Origin of the sequence: Cryobacterium sp. TMT2-42-4 (assembly GCF_004402645.1) — a bacterium.
Classification (GTDB): domain Bacteria; phylum Actinomycetota; class Actinomycetes; order Actinomycetales; family Microbacteriaceae; genus Cryobacterium; species Cryobacterium sandaracinum.
Genome location: NZ_SOFT01000022.1, coordinates 147,904 through 168,016 on the forward strand (window position 1 = coordinate 147,904; position 20,113 = coordinate 168,016).

Consider the following 20,113-nt stretch of genomic DNA (forward strand, 5'->3'; position numbering starts at 1 on the left):
AACTAGGAAGGTACTTCATGACTGGGAACAGAGCAGTTGCCTACAAGAGCCCGGGTGTCGTCGAGGTCATCGACATCGACTATCCGACCTTCGAGCTGAAAGACGGTCCGGGTGTCAACCCGGCGAACGTCGGCCGCAAGGTGCCGCACGGGGTCATCCTCCGCACGGTCACCACCAACATCTGCGGCTCGGACCAGCACATGGTTCGCGGGCGCACGACCGCGCCGTCGGACCTCGTCCTCGGCCACGAGATCACCGGCGAGGTGGTCGAATGCGGACCCGACGTGGAGTTCATCAAGGTCGGCGACATCGTCTCGGTGCCGTTCAACATCTCCTGCGGCCGGTGTCGCAACTGTAAGGAGCGCAAAACCGGTATCTGTCTCAACGTCAACCCCGACCGCCCGGGCAGCGCCTACGGTTACGTCGACATGGGCGGTTGGGTCGGCGGCCAGGCCGAGTACGTGCTGGTGCCGTACGCGGACTGGAATCTCCTGAAGTTCCCGGACCGGGACCAGGCGCTGGAGAAGATCATGGACCTCACCATGCTCTCGGACATCTTCCCGACCGGCTTCCACGGTGCGTTCAGCGCGGGCGTCGCGGTCGGATCGACCGTGTACATCGCCGGCGCGGGCCCGGTGGGTCTGGCCGCGGCGGCATCCGCTCAGCTGCTCGGGGCCGCCGTCGTCATCGTCGCCGACCTCAATGAGGAGCGGCTGGCGCAGGCCCGCAGCTTCGGCTGCGAAACCATCGACCTGCGAAAGGGCGAACCGCAGGATCAGATCGAGCAGATCCTGGGTGTGCCCGAGGTCGACTGCGGCGTGGACGCGGTCGGCTTCGAGGCCCGCGGCCATGGCAAGGATGCCGGAACGGAGCGTCCGGCCACGGTGCTGAACTCGCTGATGACGGTCACGGCCGCCGGCGGTGGCCTGGGCATCCCTGGCCTCTACGTCACGGGTGACCCGGGCGGGGTCGACGAGGCGGCGAAGGTCGGCTCGTTGTCCATCCGGCTGGGCCTCGGCTGGGCCAAGTCCCTGTCCTTCGCCACCGGTCAGACCCCGGTGATGAAGTACAATCGGTCGCTGATGATGGCGATCCTGCACGACAAGGTGCAGATCGCGAAGGCCGTCAACGCTCAGGCGATCAGCCTGGAGGATGCCCCGCGCGGCTACGCCGAGTTCGACGCCGGCAAGTCGATCAAGTACGTGCTGAACCCGAATCAGTACGTCAAATGAGCGCGTTCGACCAGTAACAGGACACCCGGCCGGCGGTTCGCCCCGGCCGGGTGTCCTGTTCTGCTGCGGGCCGGGCATTTGTCACCGTCCCGAGGGACTGTTGCCGCGGAGGGCGGCGGTTAGTGTGGAGACATGATTGATCAGTTCCAACGCCCGCTGCACGATCTGCGCATCTCGGTCACCGACCGCTGCAATTTCCGCTGCGTGTACTGCATGCCCAAAGAGGTCTTCGGCAAGGACTTCGCTTTCATGGAACGCGACGAACTGCTCTCCTTCGAAGAGATGACCCGGCTGGCGCGGATCAGCGTGGCGCACGGGGTCGAGAAGATCCGCCTCACCGGCGGTGAGCCGCTGCTGCGCAAAGGGATCGAAGAACTGGTGGCGATGCTGGCGGCGCTCCGCACCCCGGACGGCCGCCCGATCGACATCGCGATGACCACCAACGGTTCGGTGCTGGCGCTGAAGGCTCAGGCTCTGAAGGACGCCGGGCTGAAGCGCGTCACGGTGTCGCTGGATTCGCTCGACGACGCCACGTTCCAGGCGATGAACGACGTGAAGTTCCCCGTCGCCAAGGTGCTGAACAGCCTGGACGTGGCCCACTCGGTCGGGCTCGGCCCGATCAAGATCAACATGGTGCTCAAGCGCGGGCAGAACGATCAGGACATCGTTGCCATGGCGCGCCACTTCAAGGGCACCCCGTACATCCTCCGGTTCATCGAGTTCATGGACGTGGGCTCAAGCAACGGCTGGGAGATGGGTGACGTGGTGCCCTCGGCCGAGGTCGTGGCCCGCATCAACGCGCAATTGCCTGTCGACGAGGTGGCCCCCAACAACACCGGTGAGACCAGCCGCCGGTGGCGCTACCGCGACGGCGAGGGGGAGATCGGCGTGATCTCCAGTGTCACCCAGTCGTTCTGCCATTCCTGCTCGCGGGCGCGGGTCTCCACCGACGGCAAGCTGTTCACCTGCCTGTTCGCGACCGAGGGACACGACCTGCGTGCCCTGATGCGCGGCGGTTGCACCGATGAGCAGCTGGCTGAGGTGCTGAAGCAGATCTGGCGAGAGCGCACGGACCGCTATTCGGAGCTGCGCAGCGCCGAGACCGGCCGGCTGCGCGCATCCGGCAAGAAGAGAATCGAAATGTCGTACATCGGTGGGTGAATCCAGATGAGCAGGATCACGGTCAGGCGCAAGGTCGTTCGACTCACGGTGGGCGAGAATCCCACCAGCCGGGAAGACGTGCTGGCGGTCGAAGAGCCACTCGAGATCCGCGTGAACGGCCGCTCCCTCGCTGTCACGATGCGAACCCCCGGCAACGATTTCGACCTCGCCGCCGGGTTCCTGGTGTCGGAGGGCGTCATCACCCGGAACGAGCACTTTTCCACGGCCCGGTACTGCGCCGGCGCCACCGTCGAGGGCGTGAACACCTACAACGTGCTCGACGTGTCGCTCGCGCCCGGGGTCACACCGCCCGACCCGAGCCTGGAGCGGTCGTTCCTGACGACGAGTTCCTGCGGGCTCTGCGGCAAGGCCAGCATCGACGCCGTGCGCACGAAGTCGGCGTTCCCGGTGACGGCTGACCCGCTTCAGGTCGACGCAGAGCTCCTGACGCGCTTCCCCGAGGTCTTGCGCGCCGCCCAGGACGTTTTCGAGAAGACCGGAGGCATCCATGCGGCCGCCCTCTTCGACGGGACCACCGGGCGGATGCTGGTGCTGCGCGAAGACGTCGGCCGCCACAACGCGGTCGACAAGGTCGTCGGCTGGGCGCTGAAGGAAGACCTGCTCCCGCTCACCGGCACGGTGCTGATGGTGTCGAGCCGGGCGAGCTTCGAACTGGCGCAGAAGGCGCTGATGGCCGGGATTCCGGTGCTCGCCGCCGTGTCGGCGCCGTCGTCGCTGGCCGCCGAGTTCGCGGACGAGGTAGGCATGACGGTGGTCGGTTTTCTGCGCGGCGACTCCATGGTGATCTACGCCGGGGCGGAACGCATCACGAGCGGCGAGCGGACGCCGCAGAGCGTTCCCGGCTAGCCGCGCTCCGCGGGTTCGACCACCCGCCCGGTGCGCCAGGTGTCGACCGCGATCACGCAACCCACCACCACCAGGGAGATCGAAACGGAGGCCAGGGCATCCGTGGTCCAGTGGTAGCCGAGGTACAGGCGGCTGAGGGCCGCCAGCACGATGCCGACCACGGCGACGCTGAGGGCGGCGGCGGTGGCCCGCATGCTGAAACGGCGCGAAAGCAGAAGGTAGGCGGTCACCAGCAGGAAGTCGGATGCACCCAGCACGTGACCGGAGGGGAACGAGAACGTGAGGTCCGTGCCGAACAGCATCAGGTCGATCGGCGGCCGCTCGCGGCCGACCGTGCGTCCGATGACTTGGGCCAGCACCACGCCGCTTGCCATGGCACCGGCGAGCAGCAGCGCGCGCCAGGCGTGCCGGGTGAGAAGACCCCAGCCGACGCACACGACCAGCACGATCAGGGGCAGCGCGACCGGCCCGAATACGACCGCCAGCACCACCATCACGGTCGTCAGAACGGGGGAGCGGGCCTCCAGCAGCCACTCCTGCACGGGGAGGTCGATCGCGGTGACGCCTCCGCCGCTCAGCACACTCAGCAGCGTGAGCGTGAAGAAGACGGCGCCGGAACCCAGGCAGGCGATCGCGGTGACCCGGAGCATGCGGCGGGACCGGGCAGTGAGTTCCCACCTCTCGACGACGTACCGGTCGTGGAACGTGCGCCACGGATGCGACGCGCGGCTGCGCCGGCGTTCGCGATCGAGTGTCACGGCCAGGGGAGCCCAGACGGCCACCGCGATCCCGATGCCGAGCAGTGCCGCCCCGACGGTGTCGGTCAGCCAGTGTGCGCCCAGGTAGGTGCGGCTGAGCATCATCAGCGCCGTGTACAGCGCGCCGGCCAGCCACACCCACCAGAACCGGAAGAGCAGCGCCAGGATTATCGCCAGCGTCGCCGCATTGGCGACATGGCCGGAGGGGAACGACCCGAAATCAACCCTGACCAACAGATCTTCGAGTCCGGCCGGGCGGGCCCGGCCGAACAGCCACTTGAGAAGGTGCACGGCGGCACCGGAGATCACGGTTACCGCGAGGGCGAAGCCCGCGGCCCGCGGGCGCTTGAGGAACAGGAGCAGGCCGATGAGCAGGCCGGGCGCGACGACGGAGCCGGTGAGACCGCCGCCCAGGCTGTTCATCACGAGGGCGAGGGAATCCCACACCGGTGCTCGATTGCCGGACACCGCGATCATCCACTCCGTGTCCAGGGCGAACGGCCTGCCGTTCCGGGAGATGACCAGGCCCAGACCCACCGCCAGCGCGACGGCGACCAGCCCGGAGAGCAGCGGCCACCAGTGGGTGACGCGCTGTGCCCCCGCGCCCGGGTTCACGCCCCGGCTCACGTCAGCGGTGCTGACTTCGCTGCCTCGTGGGTGATGAACCGCACGGACATGGCCTTGTAACCGGGGGTGTTCGACTCCCGGGCCACGAGCTCGCGGTGCATCAGGGCGTTCGCCTCGGGGAAATACGCGGCCGCGCAGCCCCGCGGGGTGGGGTAGACCACCAGGCGGAACTCGTTGGCGCGCCGCTCCTCGCCCTGGAAAGTGCTGATCACGTCGACCATGTCGCGGTCCGCAAAGCCCAGCTCGGTGGCGTCGTCCTGGTGGATCAGGATGACCCGGCGGCCGCCGGAGATGCCGCGGTAGCGGTCATCCAGCCCGTAGAACGTGGTGTTGTACTGGTCGTGGCTGCGCATGGTCTGCAGGATCAGGTGGCCGGCCGGTGGGGTGAGGTATTCGAGCGGGCTGACCGTGAACCGGGCCCGGCCGATGTCGGTGGCGAAGCTGCGGGTGTCCCGGGGCGGGTTGGGCAGTACGAAACCGTTCTTCGTCTTGAGGCGCGCGTTGAAATCGGTGAAGCCCGGGAGCACCCGCGAGATGCGATCACGGATGACGTCGTAGTCGTCGGCCATCGCCTTCCAGTCGATCACGTGGTCGTCGCCGAGGGTGGCGCTGGCCATCCGGGCGACGATGACGGGCTCGGCGAGCAAGTGCTCGGAGACCGGGTCGAGACGCCCCTGCGTGGTGCGCACGACCGACATGGAGTCCTCGACCGAGAGCACCTGGCGACCACCCGGGTGCTTGTCGTCGGTGTCGGTGCGCCCCAGCGTCGGCAGGATCAGCGAGGTCGTGCCGTGCATGATGTGCGACCGGTTGGGCTTGGTCGACACGTGCACGGTCAGGCCCACGCGCTGCATTGCCGCCTCGAGGGCCACGGTGTCGGAGCAGGCGAGGGCGAAGTTGCCGCCCATCGACACGAACACGTCGACGTCGTCGTTCTCGAAGGCCGCGACGGTATCCACCGAGTCGAGGCCGTGCGTGCGGGGGGACTCGATGCCGAATTCCTTGTCCAGCGCGGCGAGCATCGGTTCCTTGGGCTTCTCCCAGACGCCCATGGTGCGGTCGCCCTGTACGTTGGAGTGGCCGCGCACCGGGCAGGCACCGGCGCCCGGCTTACCGAAGTTCCCCTGCAGCAGGAGCAGGTTGATGATCTCCTTGAGCGTGTTGACCGAGTGCGGCTGCTGAGTGAGTCCGAGCGCCCAGCAGATGATCGTGGCCGTGGAGTCGATCATCATCTGCGCGACGGTGGAGATCTCCACCGCGGTGAGCCCGGTGGCCTTCTCCGTCTCGGCCCAATCGATGGTCGTGCGGGCGGCCCGGTACTCGTCGAGGCCCTGGGTGTTCGCCGCGACGAACTCCGCGTCGACGACGGAGCCGGGGACGCGCTCCTCCGCTTCGAGCAGCAGGTGGCCGAGGGCCTGGAACAGGGCCAGGTCGCCGCCGACCTTGATCTGCAGGTACTCGTCAGCGAGTGCCGTGCCGTCGCCGATCAGGCCGGAGACCGACTGGGGATCCTTGAAATTGAACAATCCGGCCTCGGGCAGCGGGTTGACGGCGACGACCCGGCCGCCGTTGTCCTTGCACTCCTTGAGGGCCGACAGCATCCGCGGATGGTTGGTGCCCGGGTTCTGGCCGACGACGAGGATCAGCTCGGCCTGGTGGATGTCCTCGAGCGAAACGGTGCCCTTGCCGATGCCGATGGTGGCGTTCATGGCGCTTCCGGAGGACTCGTGGCACATGTTCGAGCAGTCGGGCAGGTTGTTCGTGCCGATCGAGCGGGCGAACAGCTGGTAGAGGAACGCCGCCTCGTTGGCGGTGCGTCCCGAGGTGTAGAAGACCGTGCGGTCGGGAACGGTGGCTCGGATCCGCTCGCCGATGAGCTCGAAGGCTTCGTTCCAGGAGATCTGAGAGTAGTGCGTGTCGCCGGGACGGATGACCACCGGATGCGTGATGCGGCCCTGGTTGCCGAGCCAGTACTCGGTCTTCGTGGCGAGCTCCTCGATCGAGTGCTCGGCCCAGAACGCCGGCGTCACGGTGCGCAGGGTGCTCTCCTCGGCGACGGCCTTGGCGCCGTTCTCACAGAACTCCGCGGTCTTGCGGTGGCCCTGCGACTCCGGCCACGCGCAGCCCGGGCAGTCGGTGCCGTCGCGCTGGTTGAGGCGCAGCAGCGCCTTCGCCGTGCGGGGAACGCCGGCCTGCGCGAACCCGCGATCGAGCGCCACCAGAACCGCTTCCACTCCGGCCGCGGACTTCTTCGGCTTCGTGACGACCAAATTGTCTTCGTTGATGTCTTCGATCGGAGCGCGTCGTGTCATGTGACCATTTTGCTCCATTCCACAGGGCGTTCCGACATCGGCCGCGTGTATGTTCGGATCGGACTGCTTGTTGCAGGAGACAGAGAGGGCACCGTGGGAACTCACACGACGCTGGACACGATGCGGCAGACCCGGTCGATCCTGGACGGCATCCGCTGCGCCGACGACCTGACCATCGCGGCGAGCCGGGACGGCGGCATCCGCGCCGTGCGCCTGCTCGCGCAGGCGGCGACCGACCCGGGGGACCAGCTGACCGCGATTGCGGCCATCCACTCGCTCGGCCAGGTGTTCGACGAGTCCGCGGATGACGTGCTCGTGTCGCTGATCACCCATGACTCCCTCTTCATCCGCGAACACACGGCCTGGGCGTTCGGCGCCCGGCTGCCCCGGTTCGAGGCGATCTCCGGACTGCTGAGCATGGTGGTCGACGGTGGCTTCTCCGGCATGATCGCCCAGCGCACGTTGGAGCAGTGGAGCTCGTCGGTGCCGGTGCATGTGGCGCTCGCCCTCGAGGGCACCCTGATCGGCGTGCACGAGTGCGGCGCCCGCACCCGCCTGGTCGAAACGATGGGTCTCATCGCCGGGCGCATCCCCGAACGGCTGTTGCGCCGGGTCGCCGTCGACTCGTCCGAGCCGAACGCGGTGCGTGCGGCGGCGATCGCGGCCCTCGGCGACCTCGGTCCGAACGAGGCCAACATCCGTATCGTGAGCGACCTGTCGCAGGGCAGCGGCGTGCTTGCCGACGTGGCTCGGCTCGCCCTGATCGACCTGACTGTGCCGGCCTACCCGCGCCCACCGTGGAGCCAGGGGCTGACGGTGGCCCAACTCTTCCTGCACGCCGACATCGACCGCGAACTCAGCCAGGTGGGGGCCGGCGACAATGGCGGTATCGCCACGCTGCTGGTGCGCCTGGGCGACGCGCTCGTCTCCGGGGGTGGCAGCGGTGGCAGCGGCGGCCGTGAGCGCGGCGGCTCCGTGGAACGGGTACTCACCCTCTCCCGCGGCAGCTTCGCCGGCGCACTCACCTCCCTGTCCGAGGTCGGGTCTTCCGTCGCGGAGCACGCCTTCGCGACCGTGCCCTTCCTGGGCGAACCCGTCGCCTCGGTCGATGCCTGGCCGCGGCGGATTGCGACGCAGCGCGGCATCCGTCGCATTCTGCGCGCCGCCGGCACCGTCGACGCGATCCACCTGCGAATGGCCGACATCGGCACGCTGGCCGCCTCCACCGTCGCCCGCGAGCTCGACATTCCGATCGTGTTCACGGTGGCCCCCGACCCGCACAGCGTCATCCACTCCCTCGACGGTTCCGGGGTGCTCACCCGGGCGAACTTCGGCACGGTCGACGAGACCGAGCACTTCTGGTTCCGGGCCCGGCTCGTGCAGCGGCTGGCCGCGGATGCCGCGCACACCGTTCTCTTCCCGAGGCCCGAGCTGCGGCGTGACATGCGCGACCTTGTGGGAATCGATATCCGGCAGCATCCGGAACGCCACTCCGTGATCGCGGAGGGCATCGACGTCGCCGTGATCGAGCGTGCACTGGCGGATGCCCGCCTCACGGCCGACCCAACCACCGCGCACGCAGCCCCCGGCGCGACCGGCGCGACCAGCGCGGCGGGCGCAGCGGGCGCAGCGGCGCTAGCCGAACTGGACGACCTGCTCACCACCCTCCCGCCGAGCCGGCGCGGGCTTCCGCTCGCCGTCACCGTCGGACGCCTGCACCGCGTCAAGGGCATGGCGGCCCTGGTTCAGGCGTGGGCCGCGGATGCCGACCTGCGCGCCCGCTGCAACCTGCTCATCCTCGGTGGGGACCTGAATTCTCCCTCCCTCGACGAGAAAAGCCAGCTGGACCAGATGGCCGCGGTCGTCGACCTCGCCGATGCGGCCGGCCAGGGCCTGCTGCTCGCCGGGCACCGTACAAACGACACCGTGGCGCACTGGCTGGCCGCGGCCCGGTACGGCCGGCCCGGATTGGCGGCCCCCAATGGGGCGTATGTCTGCGCGAGCATGAAGGAGGAATTCGGCATCGCCCTGCTTGAGGCCATGGCGACCGGGCTGACCGTCGTCGCCCCGAATTCCGGCGGCCCGGCCACCTATGTGGAGCACGCAGTGACGGGTTTCCTCGTCGACACCGGCAACCGGACGGCCCTGGCGGGCGGGATCAGCGCCGCACTCGAGTTGGCTGCCGGCCCCCTCGGACCGGAGTACGCGAACCGGGCCGGAGAAATGGTGTCGCGTTCCTTCACGATCCAGGCCATGGCTGAGACGCTGACCCGGGTCTACCGCGACGTGGCCGACACGAACGAGTCGGGCGCGTACCTGGTGGGCGTTTCATGACGCTGCTGATCATCAGCCCGGACTACGCCTCCCACCTGTTCCCGCTGGCCACTCTGGGCACCGCGTGGCTGGAGGCCGGTGAACGCGTCGTGGTGGCCAGCGGTCCGGCCACCGCCGACATCGTGGCCGCGTTCGGATTCGAGCGCGTGCACCTGCGACTGGGCCGCGGCTCGAACCCCGGCACGATCCGCGCCGAGGAACAGCCGACGGGCGAGGACGACGCTCTCCGCGGGTTCTTCGACGCCACCCGGCTCGGTATGGTGGAAACGCTCTGTTTCCAGGCCGAGGCACGCAGCAGCGACCTGCTCTGGAACCCGGTGGAGGTGGCCCGCGCGGTACAGCTCATCGTGGCCGAGGTGCAACCCGACCACGTGATCGTCGATCACCTGGCGTTCAGTGCGCGCCTCGGACTGGTGAGTGCGGGCATCCGTCACGCCGATGTGGTGCTCGGCCACCCGTCGGCGCTGCCCGTGGGCGCGGAGGTCTACGGTTTCCCGCCGGAGTGGCCGCTCGCCTTCGCGCCGGACAGCGGCGACCTCGGCGCACTCCTGGCGACCTGCGAGAGCGTGCGGGATGCGTTCACCACCCAGTGGAACGACGCCCTGCGGGTTCTCGACCCGGACGCGCTGCCGAGCCCGGATGCGTTCAAGGAGTGCGGGGACATCCTGCTGCTCAATTATCCGGTCGAACTGCACGACGCCGCACGTGGCGAGTTGCTGCCGGCGCACGCGTTCCTCGGCTCCGCCGTGCGCAACGAGGCCGCCGACGACGAGGTGAACGCCTGGCTCGCCGCCGACAGTGACCGGCCCATCGTCTATGTCAGTTTCGGCAGCTTCCTGTCGGTGCGCGGGGATGTTCTCGCCCGGGTGGCCGAGGCGCTTGCCCCACTCGACGTGCGGGTGGCCGTCGCCACCGGTGCCACCGATCCCGCGGAGCTCGGGCCGATCCCCGACTCCTGGCTCGTGCGCGCGTTCCTGCCGCAGGTCACCGTGCTGGCGCGCTCGGCGCTGGCGGTGTCGCACGGCGGCAACAACAGTGTCACCGAGGCGATGACCTCGGGGGTGCCACTGCTGCTGCTGCCCTTCTCCACCGACCAGTTCGCCGGGGCAGCCGCGGTCGAGCGGTGCGGATTCGGGCTGTCCCTCGCGCCCAACACGGCTACGGCTGAGGAGCTTCGGGCAGGAATAGCCGAACTGCTCGCGCTCGACGGGGACGCCCGGCAAAGCCTGGACCGGTTGAGTTCCTCGCTGCAGGGTGGGGCCGGGTCCAAACGCGCGTACGCGGCGCTGCTGGCGGTGCCGGTCGAGCTGTAGGTTGCGAGTCTCCGGTGGGTCAGACGTCGACCGCGTAGACCAAGGATTCCTGCACCATACCGAACCAGTCGTAGATGTCGTTCAGGAATGGTGCCTCGTCGGCGCTCCGCCCCGGCACCCCGTCGGGCCCGATCTCGAGGCGTTCGGCAAGGGTGAGGCGCAGGTCGGTGAGCGTGCGCAGCCAGGACTGTACGTCGTCGGCGTCGAGGTCGATGGTCACGGGCGCCTCGGCGGCCGCATGTAGCTCGGCGTCGGTTGATTCGTCGCCGATGTCGGCGTTTGGTTCCTCGGCGAGCGTCGCAAGCAGGCACCGGGCGTTCCGCACTTTGCGCTCGAGCAGGTCGTCGGCGGTGAACCGGCGGAATTCCGCGGCGGCCTCGGGATCATCGGCGTAGGCATCCGGCAGGAGCCGACGCAGGGCCGGGTCACCGGATGTGCCGAGTGCGTGGGTTTCGGCGGCCTCCAGCAGGTCAATCAGCTGGCTCGCGGCCAGGCGCAACAGGCCGATCTCGACGGGTTCGAACCGGGCGGTCACGCTGCCGGCGTTCTCGCTGCCCGACATGAACTGCATCACGCGTCGGCCTTGGCGAGGGTGGCCCACAGCCCGTAGCCGTGCATGGCTTCGACGTGGCGTTCCATGGCTTCCCGGTTGCCGGAAGCGACGACGGCCTTCCCGTCGTTGTGCACCTGCAGCATGAGGCGCTCGGACTCCCGGGCGGAGATGCCGAAGTAGCTGCGGAACACGTAGGAGACGTAGGACATCAGGTTCACCGGGTCGTCCCAGACGATGGTGGTCCAGGGGCGATCGAGGGACACGGCGTCTCGCAGATCGAGTCGTTCGTCAGTCTTCGGCACGGGTTAAGCCTCACACGGAGGGGGGGCAATTCCAACCCGGTGTGGCCGGTGTTCGGGGGCGTGGTGCGGTGCGGTTTCGATGCTCAGTCGCGCGTGTCGACGTCGAGCCCGGTCTCGAGGTCGGCGCAATCGACCAGCCGGGTGTCGTGAGACTGCAGGTAGGGACGTGCGCCGGTGTCGCCGGTGGCGGAGTCGATGAGCGCGCCCCAGTGTGCTCGCCCGATCACCACCGGGTGTCCCGGGCGGGCGTCGAAGCCGGCCTGCCGGAGCGTGAGCGGGCCGACGGGGTTCGCGTCGGCATCCGTATCACCGGGCAGGGTGATTGTGGGCAGGGTGTTTGTGGGCAGGGTGCCGATCAGTCGTGCGACCGTGCCGGGCAGCAGACCCGGGATATCGACCGGGACGATCGCCACGGCGACCGGAGCAGGCAGGAGCTCGGTGGCCTGCAGCTCGGTGGCTTGTCGCAGGCCCGCTCGCAGGGACGCGGAGAGTCCCTCTGCCCAGTCTTCAGCCTGCGTGAGGACGACCGACGGGGTCATGCCGAATTGGTGGAGCAGTGCCCGGACTTCTGCGGTTTCGGCGCCGATCACGACGATCACCGGTGAGCAGCCGGCATCCGTGAGCGTGCGGATCGTGCGCACCAGCCAGGGGATGCCGTCGTTGCCCCGCGCAAGTGCCTTCGGCATGCCGTAGCGGGAGCCGGCGCCGGCTGCGAGCACGAGGCCGGCGATCGGTGCGGAGGAAGTGGCCATGCCTGCCATCGTAGGGCGGTGCGGTGCAGGGGCGGGTGCGGGTGTGGAGGTCGGTCGGGCACGGCCCGCACGACTCTCGGCCTTTTAGTCCATCAACCCCTGACGAATTCGACGGAGATTCTACCGATTTCAGGGTGAAACGGATGTCGGGGGCCGGTTCGGAGCAAAAATCTCCGTCGAATTCGTTCGGCCGGGGCGGGTTCGGAGGGTGGCTCGCCGGTTTCGACGAGCTCAATCACCGGTGTTCGCTCCGCCGTGGTCGTCCGGTTGCAGGCACCCGCGCCCCTCAGGCACCCGCGCCCCTCAGGCACCCGGGCTCCCTAACGAATTCGACGGAGATTCTACCGATTTCGCGCCCAACCGGATGCTCGGGGCCGGTTCTGAACAAAATCTCCGTCGAATTCGTTCGGCCAGGGCGGGATTGAGGGCGGGACTGGAAGGCGGGAGGGCGGCTCAACGGCCAGGCGGCTCAACCGCCGGTCGGGGCGAGCACCCGGCGGCCGCGCACGAAGACGCCGGCGATCGCGGGCTGGCGGAGGGCCAGCAGAAGCGCGAAGAGGGTCTGGTCGGTGGCCATCTCCTCGTCGTCGGCCCGGATGCCGCGCTCGAGCACCGTGGCGAGGGGCTCCCAGCGGTCCGGCTCGATCAGCAGGAAGTCGGCGTCCTTGCCCACGTCGAAGTTACCGAACCGGGCCTCCATGTCGAGTGCGCGCGCGCCGGCCAGGGTTCCGGTGAAGAGCAGGGCGGCCGGGTCCAGCGATAGGCCCGCCTCTCCGGGCTCGGACAGGTGCACTTTGAAACAGTCGTTGAGCACCCGGGAGATGAGCCATTCGTCGCCCGCGCCGACATCCGACCCGATCGCCACATTCACGCCGAACGACGTCGTGCGCAGCCACGGCATGGTGCCCGATCCCAGGAACTGCTGCGACGTGGGGCAGTGCGCCACGCTCGTTCCCGTCTCGGCCAGGCGGGCCAGCTCGCTGTCCTCACAGTGCACGGCGTGGGCGAGGATGCTGCGCCGCCCCAGCAGGCTCGACCCGCCCCGCGCCGACCCCGGCAGGAACCGGCCGTCGTAGGTGTCGAGGTAGGTGTCGACCTGGTAGACCGACTTCACGGCGTCGATCTCACCCGTGCCCGGCCGGTTGTTCTCGTTCAGGTGGCTGTGGAAGTAGACCCCCTGGCCGCGCACCGAGTCGTAGAGCTCGCCGAGCCCCGCCAGGGTCGTGGGGGTGACCGAGAGGCTGAACCGCGGCACCACCGCCACCTGAAGCAGCGCGGTGGCGGGGTCACCGGTGTCGACCGCGTGCCAGCGGGCGATCTCATCCGTCACAAGCTCCAGGGCCCTGGCCTCGCTGGTGAGCAGCGCCTGCGAGGGCTCCGAACCGACCGTCTGGATTCCGCGCCCGCTGACCAGGCGCAGTCCGGCCCGGTGCGATTCCTCGAACAGGGCGTCCTGCGCGGAAGGGAACGCGGAGCCGAAGACCAGGGCGCTGGTCGTGCCCGCGGCGACGCGGCGACGGGTGAAGTCCCGGGCGATCTGCTCGCCGAACCCGGGGTCGGCCAGGCGCGCCTCGGCCGGGAAGACGCAGTTGTCCAGCCACTCGAGCAGCTGGCCGCCGCCATAGGCATCCGTGGAATAGGTCTGCGGGAAGTGCACGTGGGTGTCGACGAAGCCGGGCAGGATGAAACCGCCCCGGTTGTCGGTGACCGCCAAAGTTCCGTAAACGGCAGGGAGGTCGACGAATGAGCCCACCCAGGCGATTCGGCCCGTGTCGGTGGTCACCAGGACGCCGTCGGGGAGGGACACGAGGTGCCGGTGCGCGGCGGCCACGGTGGGGGAGCCGGCAATGTGGAAGATGTGGCCGCGGTAGACCCGGCTGGACGGTGTCACGTGAGAGCCCGTTCTCTGTTCGTCGTTCTCTTCCACTGGACTCGTTTCCACCGGACTCGTTCAGTGTATGGGGGGTCATCCGGCTCGGCCGCCGCGCAATCAAGTAAACGCTTGCAGCAAACGCTTGCATATGCGGTACGCGACGGAGTAGCGTCACTTCTGTTGTTCTCAGCGCCACCGGGCGCGAGACAGGGGGAGTCACTGTTGACGAAACGCACCGCTACACGCCGCCCGGCCATCCGCCGCATCGTGGCCACGATCGGAGCCGGCGCGATCGTTCTCTCCGGTCTCGCCTTCTCCGAGGTGTCCGCGGCCGCCGCCACCCCGACGGTCGCCCTGGTCGGCAGCCTGCAGAGCGAGTTGGGCTGCACGGAGGACTGGCAACCGACCTGCGAGTCCACCGAGCTGGCCCCGACGGGCGTCGACGGGGTCTGGTCCGCCGAGTTCACGGTGCCGGCCGGCAGCTACGACTACAAGGTCGCCCTCAACGACGCGTGGGACGAGACCTACGGGCTGGACGGTGGTGCCGACAACATCCCGCTGACCGTCGCCGGTGAAAGCCGGTTGAGCTTCACCTTCGACCTCAGCAGGAAGCGCGTCGGCCTCGAGGTACTCTCCCTGGCCGGTGCCTACTCCGCGGAGGACGAGGCCGTGGCGGCCGCGCCCATCCGCCAGCCCGGCAGCGACGAGCAGTTCTACTTCGTGATGACCGACCGGTTCAAGGACGCCGACCCGGCCAACAACACCGCCGGCCTCGGCGACGACCCACTGGTGTCCGGCTACGACCCCGCGAACAAGGGCTTCTACAACGGCGGCGACCTCGCCGGGCTCCGTTCCCAGCTCGACTACATCGAGGGTCTCGGCACGAGCGCCCTCTGGCTCACGCCGTCGTTCAAGAACCGGGCCGTGCAGGGCGAGGGCGCGAACGCCTCCGCGGGCTACCACGGCTACTGGATCACCGACTTCACCCAGATCGACCCGCACCTCGGCACCAACGCCGAGCTCAAGGCGCTTATCGACGACGCGCACGCCCGCGGCATCAAGGTGTACTTCGACATCATCACCAACCACACCGCCGACGTCATCGACAACGAGGAGAAGCAGTACTCCTACATCGACAAGGCCACGTCGCCCTACACGACCGCGGCCGGTGAGCCCTTCGACCCGGCCGACTACGCGGGGACCGACGAATTCCCGACCCTCGACGGGACCTCCTTCCCCTACACGCCGTTCGTCGCGGCCGCCGACGCCACGGCCAAGGTGCCGGCCTGGCTGAACGACCCGACGCTGTACCACAACCGGGGAGACTCGACCTTCGAGGGTGAGAGCAACCTCGACGGCGACTTCTCCGGTCTCGACGACCTGATGACCGAGAACCCGGCCGTCGTCAACGGCTTCGTCGACGTGTACACGGACTGGGTCGACCTTGGTATCGACGGCTTCCGTATCGACACGGTCAAGCACGTCAACCTGGAATTCTGGGACACGTGGTCCACGCAAGTGCTCGACTACGCGCACGCCGCCGGCAAGCCCGACTTCTTCATGTTCGGTGAGGTCTACGACGCGGATGCCGCGAAGACGTCCCCGTATGTGCGCAAGACCGACCTCAACTCGGTGCTCGACTTCGGATTCCAGTCGCAGGCGACCAGCTTCGCCGCCGGGAACTCCGCGAAGGGGCTCAGCCAGCTGTTCGCCTCCGACGACCTCTACACGACTCCCGACTCCAACGCCTCCGCGCTGCCGACCTTCCTCGGCAACCACGATATGGGCCGGATCGGCTACTTCCTGAAGAACACCGATGATCCGCTGGCCCGCGACGTGCTCGCCCACGAGCTCATGTTCCTGACCCGCGGCCAGCCGGTGGTCTACTACGGCGACGAGCAGGGTTTCATGGGCGCGGGCGGCGACAAGGACGCCCGTCAGTCGTTGTTCGCCAGCCAGGTGTCCGAGTACGCGAACCAGCCGCTGATCACCGGCGAGACCGCCGGTTCGGTCGACCGGTTCGCGACGGATGCGCCGCTCTACAGTCGGATCGCTGAGCTCTCCGCGCTGCGGAGCGACCACCCGGCCCTCGCGACGGGCGCCCAGATCGAGCGTTATGCCGACACCGGGGCCGGCGTCTACGCGTTCAGCCGGGTCGACCGCACGGAGAAGATCGAACACCTCGTCGCCGTCAACAACTCGGCCGCGGCGAAAACCGTGACGATCCCCACCCTCACCACGGACGCGTCCTACTCGGTGCTGTTCGGCGACACCGCGGCCGCAGTATCCGGCGACACCGGCGACCTGGCCGTCACCGTGCCGGCCCGCGGCTCGGTGGTGCTCGTGGCCGACCGACCCGTCAGCGCTCCGGCCGCGGCCGCCGCGATCACGGTCGCCGCCCCGGCAGCCGGAGCCGGCGTCACCGGCGTCTCACCCGTCGGGGCCACCGTCGACGACGGGACCTGGCAGGAGACCGGCTTCGCCTGGCGGGTCGTGGGGGACACGAAGTGGACCAGCCTCGGCACCGCCGAAGACACCACTCCGCGGGTCTTCCACGACACCGCCGGCCTCACCACGGGCACCCTGGTCGAATACCGCGCCGTCTCCACGGATGCCGCCGGCCAGCGGGCCGCCGCGTCCAGCTTCGCCTCCGTGGGCAACACGGTGTCGCTCGCCGATACCGGCACGCCCGACGCCGCGATCGACCTGGTCACGGTGGCCGGTAGTCACAACTCCGAGATGGGTTGTGCCGGGGACTGGCAGCCCGGCTGTGAGGCCGCGAAACTGACCCTCCGAGCCGACGGCATCTACGCCGGCACATTCGACCTTCCGGCCGGCGACTACGAGTACAAGATCGCCGTCAACGGCTCCTGGGACCTCAACTACGGTTCCGGCGGAGTTCCCGGCGGCGACAACGTGAGCTACACGACCGCCGGCGGCCCGGTCACGTTCTACTTCGACCCGCGCAACAACTTCTTCCAGGGCACGGCCGAGGGCGATATCGTCGTCGCGGCCGGTTCCTTCCAGGAGGAGGCCGGTTGCCCCGGAGACTGGAAACCGGACTGCCTTGCAACCTGGTTGCAGGACGTGAACGGCGACGGCATCCTCACCCTGAGTTCGAACACCCTGCCGACCGGCTCGTACGAGGCGAAGGTCGCGCACAACCTCGGCTGGGACGAGAACTATGGCGCCGACGGCGTGCCGAACGGCGCGAACCTGTCGTTCACGGCCACCGAGGGCAAGGAAACCCTGTTCAGTTACGACCTCGCCGCCCACGTGCTCACGATCACGGTGACCGACCCGCCGCTGGCCGGCACGGGAGCGCAGCGCGCGCACTGGGTGAGCGAGAAGACTCTCGCCTGGCCGCGTGACCTGCTGCCCGTGAATGCCGACCCGGCCGCGCTCGGCTTCGCGTTGCACTCCTCGCCGGCCGCCGACCTGGCGGTCGTCGACGGAGCGGTGACCGGCGGTGACACGGTCGCCCTCGAGTACGACCCGGCAGGCCTCTCCGACGCGGAGAAAGCGCGTTTCCCGGCCCTCGTCGGGTCCGTGGCCCTGCGCCCGGTCGGTGTGGACCGGTCGGAGGTGGAACGGCTGCTCACCACCCAGCTGGCGGTGGCCCAGTCCGGCACCGGCACCGACGACACCACAGGCATCCTCACCGCGTTCACGGGCGTGCAACTGCCCGGCGTGCTCGACGACCTCTACGCGGATGCCGCAGCGGACCGGACGCTCGGCGTCACCTGGTCGAAGAAGCGGCCCACGATCGCGGTCTGGGCTCCCACGGCGCAGAACGTCGACGCGCTCGTCTGGACGGCGAGCGACACGGCCGACCCGGAGCGCATCGCGTTGACGCGTCAGGGTGACGGCACGTGGACCGCGACCGGCGCCAAGAACTGGACCGGCGCATCCTTCGTCTTCGAGGTCACGGTGTTCGCACCGACGACGGGCAAGATCGAGTCGAACCAGGTCACCGACCCGTACTCGGTCGCCCTGACGCAGAACTCCACCCGGTCGGTGCTCATCGACCTGGCCGATAAGGCCTACCGCCCCACGGCGTGGGAGAAAGCGAAGTCGCCGCTGATCGAGAAGGCCGTGGACCGGTCGATCTACGAACTGCACGTGCGCGACTTCTCGATCTCCGACGACACCGTGCCGGAAGAGCTCCGCGGCACCTACGGCGCGTTCGGGGTCGACAGCGCGGGAACCCGGCATCTGTCCGAGCTGGCGGCTGCCGGGCTCAACACCGTGCACCTGCTGCCGACCTTCGACATCGCCACGATCCAGGAAGACCGCGCCCTCCAGGCCGTGCCCGCCTGCGACCTGGCCTCCTTCGGACCGGCCTCGCCGGACCAGCAGGCGTGCATCCAGGCGATCAGGGACCAGGACGGCTTCAACTGGGGTTACGACCCGTTCCACTTCTCGGCGCCGGAGGGGTCCTACGCGGTGAACGCCGACGGCGGCGCCCGGGTAGCCGAGTTCCGCGGCATGGTGGGGGCCCTGCACGAGGACGGCCTGCAGGTCGTGCTCGACGAGGTGTTCAACCACACCGCGCAGAGCGGCCAGGGGGAGAAATCGGTGCTCGACCAGGTCGTGCCCGGTTACTACCACCGTCTCAACCCGCAAGGCGCCGTCGAGACCTCCACCTGCTGCCAGAACATCGCCACCGAGCACGAACTGGCCCAGAAGCTCATGGTCGACTCCGTCGTGCTCTGGGCGAAGGAGTACCGCGTGGACGGGTTCCGGTTCGACCTGATGGGCCACCACTCGAAGGCCAACCTGCTGGCCGTGCGGGATGCCCTCGACGCACTCACCCTGAAGAAGCACGGCGTGGACGGCCAGGCGATCTACCTCTACGGTGAGGGCTGGAACTTCGGCGAGGTCGCGAACAACGCCCTGTTCGAGCAGTCGACGCAGGGCCAGCTGGGCGGAACCGGCATCGGCACGTTCAACGACCGGCTGCGCGACGCGGTGCACGGCGGCAGCCCCGTCGACGGCAGCACCGTGCAGCAGCAGGGCTTCGGCACCGGGCTCGGCACCGATCCCAACGGCGTGGCGATCAACGGCACCCCCGAGCAGGCGCTCGCCCGGCTCGGGCAGGCCAGCGACCTGGTGCGGCTCGGCCTGGCCGCGAACCTGCGCGACTTCAGCTTCGTCACCAGCGACGGCACGGTGAAGCGCGGCGACGAACTCGACTACAACGGGTCGCCGGCCGGGTATGCGGACCAGCCGGACGAGGTGATCAACTACGTCGACGCGCACGACAACGAGACGCTCTACGACCTGCTCGCCCTCAAGCTGCCGGCCGACACCGGGATGAGCGACCGGGTGCGCATGAACACCTTGTCCCTGGCCACCGCGACCCTGTCGCAGGCACCGTCGCTCTGGCACGCCGGAACCGACCTGCTGCGCTCGAAGTCGCTCGATCGCGACAGCTACAACTCGGGCGACTGGTTCAACCGCATCGACTGGACCGGCCAGACCAGCAACTTCGGCGTCGGTCTGCCGTCAGCGGCCGCCAACGAGGACAAGTGGGACATCATGCGCCCGCTGCTCGAGGACCCGGCCCTCAAGCCGACGCCGGACGACATCTCGTTCGCGTCTGCCCAGGCCCAGGACCTGCTGCGCCTCAAGCAGTCGACCGAGCTGTTCCGGCTCGGCGATGCGAAGCTGATCAACCAGAAGCTGACCTTCCCGGCCGGCGGACCGGACGCCACCCCCGGCGTCATCACGATGAGCGTCGACGACACGGTAGGTTTCGACGTCGACAGGAAACTGGACGGCCTGCTGGTGCTCTTCAACGCCAGCCCCGAACCTCAGACGGTTCTGCTCAGCGAGTTGGCCGGGCGCGGCTACGCCCTCAGCGGCATCCAGGCCGCCGGTGCGGATGCGCTCGTCAAGTCGACGACCTGGGACACGGCGACCGGCACGGTCACCGTTCCCGCCCGAACGGTCGCGGTGCTCGTCGACGCGCAGGAGCGGACGGCGAAGAAGCGGTAGCCCGCGGCCGCACCCCGTCGCTGCGCCCC

Annotated in this window: 12 protein-coding genes; 6 read left to right on the top strand and 6 right to left on the bottom strand. The window is 68.8% G+C overall.

The genetic code is table 11. The features are described 5' to 3' along the window. Window positions 1-17: 17 nt before the first annotated feature. From fdhA to fdhD, 3 genes are all read left to right on the top strand, one after another. Complete coding sequence (fdhA, locus tag E3O18_RS07230; RefSeq protein WP_134394473.1) at window positions 18-1,232, top strand: formaldehyde dehydrogenase, glutathione-independent; 1,215 nt, start codon at window positions 18-20, stop codon at window positions 1,230-1,232. Between the two features lie 132 nt (window positions 1,233-1,364). Continuing rightward, window positions 1,365-2,393 carry a GTP 3',8-cyclase MoaA gene (gene moaA / locus E3O18_RS07235; protein WP_134394472.1) on the top strand — a complete coding sequence of 343 codons (1,029 nt, stop codon included), beginning with the start codon at window positions 1,365-1,367 and terminating at the stop codon, window positions 2,391-2,393. Between the two features lie 6 nt (window positions 2,394-2,399). Then, window positions 2,400-3,260 (top strand): formate dehydrogenase accessory sulfurtransferase FdhD, encoded by an 861-nt coding sequence (gene fdhD / locus E3O18_RS07240; protein WP_134394471.1) that lies wholly within the window; start codon window positions 2,400-2,402, stop codon window positions 3,258-3,260. On the opposite strand, the gene E3O18_RS07245 is transcribed toward fdhD, so the two are convergent. Further along, the gene (locus E3O18_RS07245; RefSeq protein ID WP_174722067.1) at window positions 3,257-4,645 is read right to left on the bottom strand and encodes a phosphatase PAP2 family protein; all 1,389 of its coding nucleotides are present in this window, start codon (window positions 4,643-4,645) and stop codon (window positions 3,257-3,259) included. The two genes, fdhD and E3O18_RS07245, sit on opposite strands and share 4 nt — an antisense overlap. Continuing rightward, window positions 4,642-6,957 (bottom strand): FdhF/YdeP family oxidoreductase, encoded by a 2,316-nt coding sequence (locus E3O18_RS07250; protein ID WP_134417799.1) that lies wholly within the window; start codon window positions 6,955-6,957, stop codon window positions 4,642-4,644. The genes E3O18_RS07245 and E3O18_RS07250 overlap by 4 nt, the downstream gene beginning before the upstream one ends. A 93-nt stretch (window positions 6,958-7,050) precedes the next feature. Here E3O18_RS07250 and E3O18_RS07255 point away from each other — a divergent pair, with 93 nt between their 5' ends. Both E3O18_RS07255 and E3O18_RS07260 read left to right on the top strand, forming a co-directional pair. Further along, complete coding sequence (locus tag E3O18_RS07255) at window positions 7,051-9,291, top strand: glycosyltransferase (protein WP_134394469.1); 2,241 nt, start codon at window positions 7,051-7,053, stop codon at window positions 9,289-9,291. Beyond that, window positions 9,288-10,604 carry a glycosyltransferase gene (locus tag E3O18_RS07260; protein ID WP_134417800.1) on the top strand — a complete coding sequence of 439 codons (1,317 nt, stop codon included), beginning with the start codon at window positions 9,288-9,290 and terminating at the stop codon, window positions 10,602-10,604. Before E3O18_RS07255 ends, E3O18_RS07260 begins: the two co-directional genes overlap by 4 nt. 19 nt (window positions 10,605-10,623) lie before the next feature. On the opposite strand, the gene E3O18_RS07265 is transcribed toward E3O18_RS07260, so the two are convergent. The 4 genes from E3O18_RS07265 to E3O18_RS07280 all read right to left on the bottom strand — a co-directional run bounded on the left by E3O18_RS07265 (window position 10,624) and on the right by E3O18_RS07280 (window position 14,102). Further along, a complete protein-coding gene (locus E3O18_RS07265) occupies window positions 10,624-11,175 on the bottom strand; it encodes a DUF2017 family protein (RefSeq protein WP_241976673.1) in 552 nt (183 codons plus the stop codon). Further along, window positions 11,175-11,459 (bottom strand): ATP-dependent Clp protease adapter ClpS, encoded by a 285-nt coding sequence (gene clpS, locus E3O18_RS07270; protein ID WP_241978138.1) that lies wholly within the window; start codon window positions 11,457-11,459, stop codon window positions 11,175-11,177. The genes E3O18_RS07265 and clpS overlap by 1 nt, the downstream gene beginning before the upstream one ends. A gap of 83 nt (window positions 11,460-11,542) precedes the next feature. After that, window positions 11,543-12,211, bottom strand: a complete 669-nt coding sequence (locus E3O18_RS07275) for a nucleotidyltransferase family protein (protein WP_134394466.1) — start codon at window positions 12,209-12,211, stop codon at window positions 11,543-11,545. Window positions 12,212-12,680: 469 nt separating this feature from the next. Next, window positions 12,681-14,102 carry an amidohydrolase family protein gene (locus E3O18_RS07280; RefSeq protein ID WP_134417801.1) on the bottom strand — a complete coding sequence of 474 codons (1,422 nt, stop codon included), beginning with the start codon at window positions 14,100-14,102 and terminating at the stop codon, window positions 12,681-12,683. Between the two features lie 204 nt (window positions 14,103-14,306). On the opposite strand from E3O18_RS07280, the gene pulA reads away from it, so the two are divergent. Continuing rightward, window positions 14,307-20,084 (top strand): pullulanase-type alpha-1,6-glucosidase, encoded by a 5,778-nt coding sequence (gene pulA / locus E3O18_RS07285; RefSeq protein ID WP_134417802.1) that lies wholly within the window; start codon window positions 14,307-14,309, stop codon window positions 20,082-20,084. Window positions 20,085-20,113 lie beyond the last annotated feature (29 nt).

What these genes read in the sequence shown, in the direction of transcription:
- E3O18_RS07250 (WP_134417799.1), bottom strand. Translation starts at nt 6,957, where the DNA reads ATGACACGACGCGCTCCGATCGAAGACATCAACGAAGACAATTTGGTC.
- E3O18_RS07265 (WP_241976673.1), bottom strand. Translation starts at nt 11,175, where the DNA reads ATGCAGTTCATGTCGGGCAGCGAGAACGCCGGCAGCGTGACCGCCCGG.
- fdhA (WP_134394473.1), top strand. Translation starts at nt 18, where the DNA reads ATGACTGGGAACAGAGCAGTTGCCTACAAGAGCCCGGGTGTCGTCGAG.
- moaA (WP_134394472.1), top strand. Translation starts at nt 1,365, where the DNA reads ATGATTGATCAGTTCCAACGCCCGCTGCACGATCTGCGCATCTCGGTC.
- E3O18_RS07275 (WP_134394466.1), bottom strand. Translation starts at nt 12,211, where the DNA reads ATGGCCACTTCCTCCGCACCGATCGCCGGCCTCGTGCTCGCAGCCGGC.
- E3O18_RS07260 (WP_134417800.1), top strand. Translation starts at nt 9,288, where the DNA reads ATGACGCTGCTGATCATCAGCCCGGACTACGCCTCCCACCTGTTCCCG.
- fdhD (WP_134394471.1), top strand. Translation starts at nt 2,400, where the DNA reads ATGAGCAGGATCACGGTCAGGCGCAAGGTCGTTCGACTCACGGTGGGC.